The organism is Sphingobium sp. UBA5915 (assembly GCF_002431195.1).
GTDB lineage: Bacteria > Pseudomonadota > Alphaproteobacteria > Sphingomonadales > Sphingomonadaceae > Sphingobium > Sphingobium soli.
On record NZ_DJDV01000098.1, the window covers coordinates 81216 to 94886 of the forward strand.

Annotated in this window: 9 protein-coding genes; all 9 read left to right on the forward strand. The window is 64.0% G+C overall.

The genetic code is table 11. The annotated features are described in order from the left end of the window. Positions 1-18 precede the first annotated feature (18 nt). The 9 genes from B2V90_RS17535 to B2V90_RS17575 all read left to right on the forward strand — a co-directional run bounded on the left by B2V90_RS17535 (position 19) and on the right by B2V90_RS17575 (position 13671). Positions 19-495, forward strand: coding sequence for a hypothetical protein (locus B2V90_RS17535; RefSeq protein WP_293922561.1), 477 nt, complete (start codon positions 19-21; stop codon positions 493-495). 162 nt (positions 496-657) lie between these two features. After that, positions 658-6654, forward strand: a complete 5997-nt coding sequence (locus tag B2V90_RS17540) for a helicase-related protein (protein ID WP_293922563.1) — start codon at positions 658-660, stop codon at positions 6652-6654. Between the two features lie 73 nt (positions 6655-6727). Then, positions 6728-7375: a hypothetical protein gene (locus B2V90_RS17545; RefSeq protein WP_293922564.1), complete on the forward strand. Its 648-nt coding sequence runs from the start codon at positions 6728-6730 to the stop codon at positions 7373-7375. A 12-nt stretch (positions 7376-7387) separates the two neighbouring features. Next, on the forward strand, positions 7388-7849 hold the full coding sequence (locus B2V90_RS17550) for a hypothetical protein (protein ID WP_293922566.1): 462 nt from the start codon (positions 7388-7390) through the stop codon (positions 7847-7849). Positions 7850-7895: 46 nt separating this feature from the next. Beyond that, positions 7896-8375, forward strand: coding sequence for a hypothetical protein (locus B2V90_RS17555; RefSeq protein ID WP_293922568.1), 480 nt, complete (start codon positions 7896-7898; stop codon positions 8373-8375). Positions 8376-8741: 366 nt separating this feature from the next. Continuing rightward, entirely contained in the window at positions 8742-10010 is a 1269-nt protein-coding gene (locus B2V90_RS17560; protein WP_293922634.1) for a DUF3560 domain-containing protein, read from the forward strand. After that, positions 10007-10723: a methyltransferase type 11 gene (locus tag B2V90_RS17565; RefSeq protein WP_293922570.1), complete on the forward strand. Its 717-nt coding sequence runs from the start codon at positions 10007-10009 to the stop codon at positions 10721-10723. The genes B2V90_RS17560 and B2V90_RS17565 overlap by 4 nt, the downstream gene beginning before the upstream one ends. Before the next feature lie 29 nt (positions 10724-10752). Beyond that, positions 10753-12855, forward strand: coding sequence for an ATP-binding protein (locus B2V90_RS17570; RefSeq protein ID WP_293922571.1), 2103 nt, complete (start codon positions 10753-10755; stop codon positions 12853-12855). A gap of 279 nt (positions 12856-13134) precedes the next feature. Continuing rightward, positions 13135-13671, forward strand: a complete 537-nt coding sequence (locus B2V90_RS17575; protein ID WP_293922573.1) for a hypothetical protein — start codon at positions 13135-13137, stop codon at positions 13669-13671.

Below are 13671 nucleotides of genomic sequence, written 5' to 3' on the forward strand. Positions count from 1 at the left end.
GCGGTCTGGAGTTTCCTCATGAAAATCGAGCTAAAAAACGTCCATTATAGCGCTGCGCTCTCCCAAGAGACCGCCGCCTATGCCGCCGAAATCTGGATCGACGGCGAACTGGCCTTCCACGCCCGCAACGAGGGAACGGGCGGCGCGGACTTCTATCATCGGATCGGCCGGTGGACCGAAGCCGAGGTCGATGCCTGGCTCAAGGCCAACCGCCCGCCACGTGCCCTCGATGACTTCACCTGCGATCATGATCTCGAACTCGAGGTAAACGATCTTCTCGCCCGCGTGGTCGAGGGCCGCCGGCTGAAGCGCCTGCTCCGCACCAACCTGATCACGATCGAGAAGAGTCAGATCCTCCACTATCCCCTGCGCAAGCGGCCGCTGGCGATTGTCGCGCGCGCCGTGCGCGCCACCAATCCCGAAGCCGTGATCGTCAACGACGCCGGCGAGGATGTCCTCTCGCGCGCCCTCGACCTGCTCCTCACGGGGCGCTGACGCGACCAAGGCCCTTCGCGCGGGCGAAATCTCCCAGCCACGGCGCCAACGAGGCGCGCATTTCCGTCTCCCCAGCTCTCTCGGCCCCGCCGCGATCCGGTCTCCTTCGGGATCCGGGCTGCCCCAGCGCGTCCGCGAGACCTCCAGAAAAGGAAGCATCCGATGCGAAACAGTGCATCCGCGCTGGCTCTCCAGCTCAGCCTCGACTTCGACCAGATCGTTGCCTTCGCCAGCGAAGCCATAGCCCGCGACAGCGGGCAGCCAACTTTCCTTGCCCCGGCCGCGACCGGTCACGCCCCCGCCACGCCGCCTGCAGCGTCGTTCGACTTCTCGTTCGCCGGGGCGCGGACCCTCTCACCTTCCTGGAAGGGCCGCGCGCAGGACAATATCGAGGCGATCAGGCTCCTGAACCTTCTGGACCGTGAGCATAGGCCGGCCATGCCGGACGAGCAGGCGGCGATTGCGCGGTTCGTCGGCTTCGGTGCATCCGAGCTTGCGAACAATATCTTCGCCGACCGTACGGGCGGATTCCGCGAGGGCTGGGAAGATCTCGGCCAGAGCCTGATCGCCGAAACGACCGAGCGCGAGCTCCAGTCGCTCAAGCGCGCAACGCAATATGCCCATTACACGCCCGAATATATCGTCCGGGCAATGTGGGACGCCGCCCGCATCCTTGGCTTTACCGGCGGCCAGATCCTCGAGCCGGGATGCGGCAGCGGCCTCTTCATGGGGTTCCGGCCGGACGATCTCTCCGACGACACGGTCTTCGCCGGTATCGAGAACGACCCCGTCACCGCCCGCGTCGCAAACGCGCTCTATCCAAACCAGGTCATCCGCTGCATCGACTTCGACAAGGCCACCCTGCCGGCCGACTTCGATCTCGCGATCGGCAATCCGCCTTTCTCGAACCTCACCATCCACAACAAGAGCCCGCTCGGTCGCCTGGGCCTGTCGCTCCACGACTTCTTCATCGCGAAGGCGCTCGAGCAGCTCCGCCCGGGCGGCATCGCGTTGTTCGTGACGTCCCGATATTCGCTGGACAAGAGCGATCCAAAAGCCCGCCTCCACATGGAGTCCATCGCCGACTTCCTGGGAGCGGTGCGCCTCCCGAGCAAGGCCATGAAGGAAGAGGCCGGCACCGACGTCGTCGTCGATATCCTGCTCTTCCGCAAGCGGGCGCCCGATGCGCCGTTCGCCGTCCGAAACTGGATCGAACTGGCCGAGATTCCCGACAGCGACGAAGGCTTCGGGCCGCTCCGGATCAACAGCTACTTCCTCGACCATCCCGATCATGTGCTCGGGGTCCATCAATGGCGCAGCGGCCAGTTCGGCATGGAATACACCTGCGCGGCCGAATCCAGTGTCGAGCTGGAAACCGCGCTCGCGTCCACCCTGTCGGCGATCGCATCGAGACATGAAGGCGCCTACCGCGCGATCGATCGCGCGACATCGCTGCGCGACAGGCTGGATGTCGCCACGGACGTGGAAGTCGGCACAGCGGCCGACGAAGCTGACTTCAAGGAAGGCAGCTATCTCGTTCTGCGCGGCATCCTCTACCAGATCGTCGACGGAGTTCCCGCCGAAGTCAGCGTGAAGACCGGGCGCGGCGACACCGGCCTGTTCCAGAAGCACGCCAATATCATCAGGGGCCTGATCCCCATCCGGGATACCGTTCGCGCGATCCTGCGCGCCCAGCTCAATGATCAGCCCTACGCCGGTCTGCAGGAATCGCTGCTCAACCACTACCGGCACTTCATCAAGAAGCACGGGCCGATCAACCGGACGATCACCAGCATCCGCACCGATCCGGAGACCGGCGCCGAAAAGGAATATCAGCGCCGTCCGAATCTTCAGCCCTTTCTTGATGACCCCGACGTATGGCTGGTCGCCTCGATCGAGAGTTATGACGAAGCCAGCGATGCGGGCGTCCCAGGCCCGATCTTCACCGAACGCGTCGTCAAGCCGCCGGTGGTCCAGGAAATCCACTCGGCCCAGGACGCCCTTGCTCTGTCGCTTCACGATCGAGGACGGGTCGATATTCCGCTGATCGCCGGCCTGCTCGGCGTCACCGAAGCGGAAGCGCTCGCGGATCTCGCGGACGACGTCTTTCTCGATCCGCTCCGCAGCACGCCGCATTTCGACCATTGGGTGCCGGCGGACGAGGCCTTGTCAGGTCCGGTCCGCACCAAGCTCGCCCTGGCGCGCGAAAAGGCCGAAAGCGATCCACGGTTCGCTGCCACCGCAACAGCGCTCGAGGCGGTCCAGCCGGTCGATCTCAAGCCAAGCGAGATCACCGCACGCCTCGGGGCTCCCTGGATTCCGGTCGACGTCATCGAGACATTCATCGCCGAGACCATGGAGGTCACCACCCGCATCCATCATACCGTCGCGCTCGCAAGCTGGACGGTCGACAAAGCGCCGTTCATCGGACATGTCAGCTCGACCTCGATCTGGGGCACCGCGCGCCGCGGCGCTGCCGACCTGCTCGAAGACGCCCTCAACTCCCACATCCCCAAGATCTACGATATCCACCGGGATGCGGACGGTTCAGAGCGGCGCGAGCTCAACACGACCGATACCGAGGCCGCCAAAGAGAAGCTCGCGGCAATCAAGTCGACCTTCGAAAAGTGGGTCTGGCAAGAGAGCGAACGCGCCGACCGGCTGGTCCGGATCTACAACGACGCCTTCAACAACCTCGTGCCCCGCACCTTCAACGGCAAGCATCTCAAGCTGCCGGGCGCCTCGACCACGATCCGGATGCGCGACCACCAGAAGCGCGTCGTCTGGCGCATCGTCGCCGCGGGCTCGACCTACGTTGCCCACAGCGTCGGGGCAGGCAAGACCTTCAGCCTCTGCGCCGCCGTGATGGAGCAGCGCCGTCTCGGCCTTGCCAACAAGCCGATGATCGCGGTGCCCAATCACTGCCTGGCACAGATCGCGCGCGAATTCCTGATGCTCTATCCCACGGCACGGATACTCGTTGCCGACGATACGAACTTCGTGAAGGAAAAGCGCCGGCGGTTCCTGGCGCGCGCCGCGACCGGCAACTGGGACGCGATCATCATCACGCATGATGCGTTCAAGTTCATCCCGACGCCTGCCGCCTTCGAGAAGCGCCTCATCGAGGATCAGCTCGCCAGCTACGAGGTGCTGATCACGGGCATCGAGCAGGAAGATCGTGTCTCACGCAAACGCGTGGAGCGCCTCAAGGAAGGCCTCAAGCAGCGGCTCGAAAATTTGCAGGCCCGCAAGGACGATCTCGTGCATATCGGCGAAATCGGCATCGACCAGATCCTTGTCGACGAGGCCCAGCAATTCCGCAAGCTCACCTTCGCCACGAATCTTGGCGACCTCAAGGGGGTCGATCCGGCCGGCTCGCAGCGCGCCTGGGACCTCTATGTGAAGACCCGCTATCTGGCCGGCATCAATCCCGGACGCGAGCTGATCCTCTCGTCAGGCACGCCCATCACCAACACCCTGGGCGAAATGTACACGCTCCAGCGGTTCATGCAGCCCGACGAACTCCACGCGAAAGGCATGCACGAGTTCGACGCCTGGGCAGCGAACTTCGGCGACACGCGCACCGAACTCGAGCTTCAGCCGAGCGGCAGCTACAAGCCCGTCACCCGCTTCTGCGAATTCGTGAACGTCGCCGACCTCATGGCGATGTACCGCAGCGTCGCGGATGTCGTGCTGAAGGACGATCTGCGCCAATATGTCCGCCTCCCGACCATCATGGGCGGGAAGCGAAAGATCATCGTCGCAAAGTCCGGCGCGCCCTTCAAAGCCTATCAGCGTGTGCTGGCCGGCCGCATAAAGGCCATCGAAAATCGCAGCGGCCGACCGCAGAAGGGCGACGATATCCTCTTGTCGGTAATCACCGACGGCAGGCACTCCGCGATCGATCTCCGCTTCGTCGACGCGAGCGTGGGCAACGAGGAAGGCAACAAGCTCAATCTCCTGATTGAAAACGCTTACCGCATCTGGCGCGAGACGAGCGACAAGCGCTACACCGATCCCGAAACCGGCAAGCCCTATCCGCTTCCCGGCGCCGTGCAGATGATCTTCTCCGATCTCGGCACCGAGGTCGCGCTCGAAACCCGCGGCTTCTCGGCCTATGTCTGGATCCGCGATCGACTGGTCGAGATGGGGGTTCCCGCAGACCAGATCGCGTTCATGCAGCACTACAAGAAGAACAGCGCGAAGCAGCGCCTGTTCAACGACCTCAATCAGGGACGAAAGCGCTTCGTCCTCGGCTCGACTGCGACCATGGGAACAGGCGTCAACGCCCAGCAACGGCTGATAGCCCTGCATCACCTCGACGTCCCCTGGCTGCCCTCCGATATCGAGCAGCGCGAAGGCCGGATCGAGCGTCAAGGCAATCAGAACGACGAGATCGAGGTTTACGGATACGCCACGAGCGGCTCCATGGATGCGACCAACTGGCAGATGCTCGAACGCAAGGCGCGTTTCATCAACATGGCCATGTCGGGAGATCGCTCTATCCGCCGGATCGAGGACGTCGGCTCCAACGTCAATCAGTTCGCGCTGGCGAAGGCGCTCGCCTCCGGCGACGACCGCCTGATGAAGAAGGCAGGGCTCGACGCCGAAGTGGCACGGCTTCTGCGGCTGCGCGACGCCCACATCGACGACCAGTTCAACATCCGCAGGACGATCCGGCGAACGACCGATGAAATCGAGAGCGGCCGCCGGCAGATCGCGTTGCTGGAATCCGACATCGCGCAACGCGTCGCGACGGATGACGACAAAGTCAATTTCGAGACCGACGGCAGGACGCTCACGGATCGCAAGACGGTCGGGGAGCATATCCTCCGCCTGGCCGACCGGATGCGCACGCGCGACACGCCCGCTCGCTGGCTGTCGGGAATGTTCAACGGCTTCGAGCTGGAGATCTCGGGCAGCGAGGCGAGAGATGACGAAGGCCAGCGGTGTATCGCAAGCGCTGCCGTTATCCAGCACCACGGCGAGCATCGGGGATTCGAAATCACCGAAAAGACCCGACCGGGCACGGTGGTAGGCCGGCTCGAGGCGTCCATTCGCGGCCTCGACACCGAACTCGCCAATCTCAGGGCGAGCCTCGAAGCCGCCCAACGGCGCCTCCCGGCGTTCGAGGCGCGCCTGGGCCAGGACTTCTCCGACACCGCGCTGCTGGAAGAAAAGCTCCAGGCACTGGCTGACATCGAGGCCGAGCTGGCGAGCACCAAGGGCGAGTTCGAACCCGGGAACGACAATGCTCCCTTGACCGAATGTGCCGGAAATCAAGGCGAGCTGCTGCCCCCCCCCGGCCGTCTCTGCGGCCTGTTAGAGCGCAACGGCAGACCCATCCCGGTCGCTCGCGGCAATCGGCGGAGGCATCCTTGGCGCCGCCATCGTCCCCTGTCGGCGCACGGCGACGAAGTGCCTCCCGGCTCCATCGCAACCCCGATCATGAAGGACAGACCCATGGCCGACCACACACGATCCGCGCATTTGGCCTTGCTGACGCGTGCCAAAGCCGCCCTCGCGCCCCACGCCGACGCATCCGCCGGCGTATCCGATCTCATTGCCGATCTCGAGGCCGCCGTTGGACGGATTAACCAGACGGCCGTTCCCTGGCCGGTTCCTCTCCATCTCGCCATAATCAGTCATGGGCACGGGACGAGCGTTGCTGCCGCGCTCAGCCACAAAGGGCTGTTGGACCAAGTCGCGACATTCTGCCGGTCGCAATGGGGTGAGATCAACGACAGTCGCGATCCTGCCGGCCTCGACGACTCCCTCCTTGTGCGCGACTATTTCAATCTTCAACCCGAAGACCAGCTCCTCAGCCGCATGGAGTGGATCGAACCGGAAGCCGGTTATGACCGCGAGCGCCTGGAGACCGGAAACTATCTCGCATTGTCCTCGTGCCATGTTTCATGGCCGACGACCGTGATCATCGACGAGTGGATGACACGCGAACCATCCGACCGTCCCGTGAGCATCGCCGATACGCATTATGGCTGGCTTATATGCGCACTCGCGTCCTCGTTCGGCGACCCGTCCGCCATTCCGGCCGACCTCACCGACACGCTGGCCTTCGCGCAAGAAAAGGGTTGCGACTACCTGATCCTGGACCGCGATGCCGCCGCGACCGACCGGCTGCCACATTTCGAATGGTGACCGCCTACTGGAGGGAAGGGGGAGGGGGTGTGGGCGGGCGTGAAGATGCGTCCGGACTCCAGGAGAAATCCCCATGTCCTATGACCTGGCCTTTCGACACCAGCAGGCGCTCGACCCTTCGGCGCTTCCTGCCCTGGCAACCGCCCTCTTCGCGCTCAATGCCGCGATCGAGGACTGCCGCAACGCCGGGCGACCGCAAGACAGCGATCCGGCCGTCATCCTGCTCGCACGCCACCTCGGCACCATCGCCTCGGAGATCGAGGAGTCCGATGTCGAACTTCGACGTGCCTGCATCGATGCCATCGCCGACATTCGACGCAAGCCCGCGCTGATCGCGCTGGCCCACAAGGGCGTCGCCTATGACGAACCCGCGAAGAAGCTGTTCCACAGCGACGGTCGCAAGGCATTGCGCGCCTTGGCCGACGCGCTCGGCCTCGCTGAGGACAGTTATGACCTTCGTTCGAACCGCGCGGGCATCGCCGTGAGCGGTGAAGTGACCCTTCACGGCGTGAACATCTACGTGCAGCTCAGCCTCGGGGTCATGGGGCGTGGCCGCGAGGTGCTGTTCCGCAAGGTTGCCGGCCGCCGGGACTATGTCGGCGATCGCAACCACTGGGCATCGGTCGAAGAACTGGTTCAGCCGGTGCGATTTGCGGCGCGCGTCCGTCGCGAACTGCATCTTCCCCAATCGGACGGCGCGGCAACGCTGCTGGTCGCCTGAAGGAGATCCACCATGGACATCATCGTCACCCGTTCCCGCATTGCGGGGACGCTGCCGCACTATGTCTATCGCGCGCTGGTGCCCGCCGACACGGTATCCGCCGAACGCCGGGCGCTTGCCGGTTCCGTTGCCGGCCCGAGATGCGTCGGACGCCTCCCATGCGTTCGCATTGCCCCGCTGCTGGCGCCCGCGCGCTATTTCGAGATGCAGCATGCCGAGCGAGGCGGGCTTGCTCCCCGCATCGGTCTCCTCGCGCGCCGGATCGAGACATTGATCATCCGGGCCAATTTCCCCGAGATGACCGCAGGCTCGCTGCCCATCGTGTTCCAGCTCGATGATGACCCCGGTGACGCGTTCACCTGGAGCGCCATCAACGACCTTACGGACGCCTTCGACCGTCACGAACCCGATTTCGACATCCTCACCGCCTTCGATCTCGGACTTCGCGACGCCGATGGCCGCCGTGCCGCCTGACGCCGGGCGCCCATCCTCCGTCACCTCGAACCGGAGTATCCATGTCATGACCGTTATCGGACATAATCTGATCCGCAGGGTCGAGAACTTCGACGGCTATGAAGTCCTCGCCCATCCACTTCCCAGTCGCGACGATCGCGTCTTCCATCGCGGTGAACTCGAAGCCTCACGCGTCTCGGTCACCTATGCGTCCCATGACGTCCGGATTGCCCGACCGACGGGCATCGGGAGCAGAGGCCGACTTGCCATCCTGATGCACCATGGGGGCGGCCGTCATGTGCTCGAATTCTACGAAAGCGCGTTGCCGATCGCTTCGGCGCTGCTCGCCCTCCCGGAGCGGGAGCAATATGCCCTCGCGTACGCACTCTTCGAGCAGGCGGACGAATGCGCCGATGGCGCCCGCGCAGCCGAAGCAAGGCGATGGGCCGATGCGTTCGTGGACGGCCGCATTCGCAAACGCCGCAGCGGCGGGAAGCGCTATGTCCATATCGAAACTCCGGACGAAAAGACGCTTCGGCTTTCCTAGGCCTGCCTGAAGTTCGGGTTCCCGCCCGACCAGTTCGCAGGCTCGCCGCCAGCCGATCGCTCAGACCCTCAAGCCATCAGCCGCGCCGATCTCCCATCGGCGTGATGCACCGATTTGCCCCCGGCACATGGCGGCCGCGGCCCCTTGAAAGGACGATCAATGACCAGCTTCACCGCAACATACAGCCCCGAGGACAACAAGATCCGCCTCTATGCGTCGTCGCGTCTCGAAGCCGAGACTTATGCACGGGTCAAGGAGGCGGGCTTCCAATGGGCCCCGAAGCAGGAGCTTTTCGTCGCTCCCAAATGGACGCCGCAGCGCGAGGACCTTGCCGTCGAACTGGCGGGCGAGATCGAACCCGAAGAGATGACGCTCGCCGAACGCGCCGCGATCAAGGCCGAACGGCTCGACGGTCTCGCGCACAAACGCCATGCCCAAGCCAATTCCTTTGCGCGCCACGCTGACGAACTCTCCCAAGCCTTCCATATGGGGCAGCCGATCCTTGTCGGTCATCATAGCGAGCGCGGCGCGCGCAAGACGCAGGAGCGCATGCATTCCGCCATGACCGCGTCGACCGGCGCGGAAAAGGCCGCGACCTACTGGCTCTACCGCGCCACCGGCGTCGAGCGCTTCGCCAACATGAAGAACGATCCGCGCACCCGTGCCAACCGCATCAAAACCCTGCTGGCCGAGCTTCGAGACCTGCAACGGGGTATCAACACGGCGCATGCGGCGCTGGCGATCTGGGATCGCTTCACGACCGACGAACAGATTCGCCATGCGCTCGGTAACATGGATACGCGCAAGACATGGTCGAACTACGATCTCTACTACAAGGTCGACAAAGGCGAGATCACGCCGGCGGACGCCCGGCAATCGTGCATCGAAGGGGCAACCCTCGCGGTCAATGGCCCGATCCGCCGCCGCTGGATCGAGCATGTTCTGAACCGTCTGGCATTCGAGCGTTCCATGCTCGGCGACATCCCGCGCTATGACGGTGAGCTTACGCCGGTCATCATCCAGGCGTTCGCACGCGAGCAGGGTGCCGAAGGCCCGAAATGCACAGTGCCCCATGCGGGGGTTTTCCGGCTTGAAAGCCCGGTTCCGCTTCCCGCGCATATCGCCCCGGAAGCCTCGCTCGCCTTGGGCGAGGATGGCTGGCGCGACCTGATGCAGGACAGCGGCTACACCGTGCCCGCCAGGACGGCGCGCCGCGCCTCGGCCAAACCCGACGTCGTGCCGCCGATCAATCCGTCACAGGAACAGGCCGAGCAACTGCAGACGATATGGAACCTGCACATGGTCGCGGCATGCAAGGGCAAGCACAGCGCGGCCAAGCCCAACTCGATCTACGCGACGACCCAGGCCACCTATTCGGCCAATTCAAAGGGGGATTACGCCCCTTTCAAGACGATCGAGATCGCCGCCGACGGCCGCCGCGTGCGGACGGAATGGCAAAGACAGGAACGCGTGCGCTCCGGCGAACCGGTCGCCCGCATCCGCATTTCGACGATCGGCGCCGAGTTCTACAAGCCCGACGCGCTTCTTGTCATCACCGACAAACCGACCAAGCCGCTGCCGATCGAGCTCGACACCCTCGAAGCAGCCGCGGGCGAGGAGGAGGCGGCGCCATGAAACCGGGCGTTTACACGCGGCCCGCCAGGCCGATGCGGATCACGGTGAAGGCGCGGCCCGGTTTCGCAAATGTCGAGATCGCGCGAGTGCCCGAGATCATCGCCGTCGATAGCGCCACCGAATGCCATGTGACGCCGCCGGATGTCGCGGCGCGGATGGTGCGCTATCTTGGCGAAGTCGGCGACTATCTGACCCTCGAGCCGAGCGCCGGGACCGGTAATCTCTCGCGCGCCCTGATCGAAAGCGGGCACAGCCGCTACGAACTCGTCCAGGTCGAGCGCCATATCAAGCTTGCGGCCCAGCTCCACCGTTTCGGGACCGTGATCAACCGCTGCTTCCTCGAATATTCCGTTGAGGTACGCGGGAAAGTCGAGTTTCCCCGCGTCATCATGAACCCGCCGTTCCGCGACGTGCGCAAGCATATCGCGGCGGCTCGCGACCTGATGGGCCCCCATGGACATGGCGAGGCGCCGACGCTGGTCGCGCTCGTGCCGATCACATTTCAGACCGACGGAATGGAAACGCTCGAGCATCTGCCCGACGACACGTTCGACACCGCGAAGGTACGGACCAAGATCATCCGCATTCGCTCCGACCCGCATTCGACGGAATCCGGGCGAAAGCGGTGGTTTTTTGAACTGTCGCCGATCCCACCCAGCGCGATCTCGGCCGTGGATCTCGCTGGCCCAGGCTCCGACCAGATCGCCGCCTGATCTTTTCCCCAAGCGAAAGGACTTGCATCATGCAGGACTCCAATTGCGCCTTCGCGCTCGAAACCGCGGCCTGCCTCTGGGAAGCGGTGCTATCCCTGCGAGACCATCCTGTCACGAATCCGGCCGACATCGAACGCGCGCTGCTTATCCGTGAATCCTGCAACGCTATCGGCACCGCCGCCCTGCGCATGACCGTCCTCGGCTGGACCGATGCCGTTGACGCGGCCTGGACCAGCGTCGCCGACGGGTATCTCGGATGCTTCGACTGGGATTTCGTTCCCGACTGGATCATCCGTCATGTCGACTGGTCTGACCCGTGCCATCCCTCGTTTCGACGGGAACCTGGCCATTCCCGCGAGGAAGCGGACGAGACCGGAGGGGAGAAAGGCAGGATTGGTTGCGACGAGGATGTCGCTGCAAATCCGGAGGCCTCCATGACCTTTCCTACCACGATCAAGACCACAGTCGGTCAGTCCCTGATCACCAAAATCGGACGTTTCTTCAACGGAAGTGTGTCCGACTGCCTGGCCGAGGCAATCCAGAACAGCAGGCGCGCCGGCGCGACCCGTATCGATATCGCCAGGATCGAGAAGAACGACCGTCCGGTGCTCCGCATACGCGACGACGGGCGCGGCATTGCCGGACCGGCCAAGTTCCTCACGCTCGGCGATTCCGGGTGGAACGAGGACATTGCCCGCTCGGAGGATCCGGCAGGCATGGGCGTGTTCAGTCTGGCAGGCCGCCACGTCACCGTGCGTTCCCACGCGGCCGAACTGGGTGCTGCCTGGCAGGTGACCATCACGCCTGACGCATGGGAAAGCGGTAAGCTCCTCGACCTTATCCCGTCCTCCCTCGGCAAGGGCACCGAAATCGAGATCGACTTGCCGGAAAGCTGGGCAACTACCCTCGAACAGGCGGTGAAGGACGTCGCGCGCTTCTGCCCGGTGCCAATCTGGTTCGGCGACCACCGGCAGCCCCAGGAGAGCTTCTTGCGGGAAGCGAAACGGGTCGAGGAATGGAACGGCTGTCGCATCGGCATCTTCGTCGACGAATATCATCTGAACCGCGAAAAGGTCCGGTTCAACTTCCACGGTCTGACCGTGCCTTGCCGCCTGCCGCATATCCATGACGCCGACGGCGGTCGCGGTTGGTATACCAAGGTCGACATCGTCGATGCGCCCCAGCTCCAGCTTGTGCTCCCCGCGCGCAAGGAAATGTTGCAGAACACCGCCCTTGATGCGCTGCGTGACGCCTGCGAGGCGGCGATCTTCCGTACGATTGCCCGCGAAGGCCACCACCGGCTCTCCCACGCCGATTGGCTGCGGGCGATGGCGCTGGGCGTAACCTTGCCCGAAGCCGCGCCCTGGCTCAACGCATGGACGCCCCGCACCGCGGAGACGGACAGTGTTCTGCTCGGCGACAGGGTGGCTGGCGAGCCGATGATCCTCATGCCGACGGACCAGCCCCATATCGAACAATGCGTCGGCCGAGCCATCGCTTCGGGCAGGCCGCTTGGCGCGACGCCGGTCCACCCGGTTGGCGACTTTGCGGGTTACGGCTGGTATGATGCCCTGCCGCGCGTACTCGGCTATTCCTTCCGGATCGAACGTGGCGAGGACGATGTCTTCGACTATGCCGCGGACGCGCAGTTGCCGCCGAACCTTGTCTCCGGAAGCGTCGATGGAATCGCGCTCGAACTTGCCGTCCAGGAAACGGGTGTTTCCGACGCCCCCGCCGAAATTATCGCGCTGCCCGCCGATCTTCTCATCGTTCCCGGCGATTGCTGGACCGATCTCGAGGAGGTCATCATCCTGCTCGGCACCGACTGCACGATCACGCCCGGCGGACTTGCTTCCCTGCTGGAACGCGCCTGTTTCTATCCAGATGAAGATAGCGATGCCGACAGCTATCACACCCAGCAGGCGTCGTTCGAAATGCAGGCGCGCTTTGCCGCCAACCTGTTGCTGCTCGGTGAGGACGCCGCGATCATAGAGCGGATCCGCGAGGCGATGCGCGAGCATGTTTCCTGGCTGATCCCCAAGGATCGCACCGTCGCCGTGCGCGCCGTGAACAACCAGGTGGAAGCTGCCTTTGCGAGTAACGACGAGGCGCCCGCGATCACCACCGCCTGAAACGCCTGCACCGAACCCACCCGATCACAATCGAGCAGGGGCAACATCCCCTCATATCCGCCGCGAAAACTGCTGTTTGCGATCTTCATGCAAATGGTGCCGCCATCGATCCCGCCTCGCCACCGCAAGGACATGCCTGCCTGCCTGCCGCCAGGCATGCTTGACGAGCATCTCGCCAGCGGTCGGCGCTGCCCGGGCGGCGTGCCCATTACTCTCGCCACCGCGAGTCTCGCGAGCGGCCGTTCGCCCTTCACGACATCGCCATCAGGGAGATACAAGATGGCCAACACCTATCTGGAAACGGCGTTCAATGTGCCGCTGACGGCCGACGAGGCCGCGTTGCTCGAAGAATGTTTCGAGACCGCCGCAGAGATATCCGCCGGCTACGCCAGCATTCCACAGGAAGAGCTTGAGGCCGCAAAAACCTTCTATGCATCCCGCAGCAGTCTGTTCAGGGCGACCTTCCCAACGCAGGCCGGCAACGACGATCCTTTCGTGACATTCCTTGCCCTCTGGTCGGATCCAGATTTTCCCTGCCTCGACGCGGACCTCACGATAGACGACGATCACGGCGGCGAGGGACTGCTCGCCTACATACATGGTCACGAGGTCGACGTTTCGGCGCTCGCATCTCTGATCCAGAAAGTCTGCAAGTCGGCGCTGCCGTTCGGCTTCGAATGGGCTCTGGTGACCGATCAGGACAGACCGGGTGGGTTCGGCGGCGGCTATTACGTCGTCACCGAGACCGAAATCCTCGGCGGCTCGACGCGTTGGCTAATGAAGGAGACCCTGCGATCCTTGCGGGCGGGAGCGTGA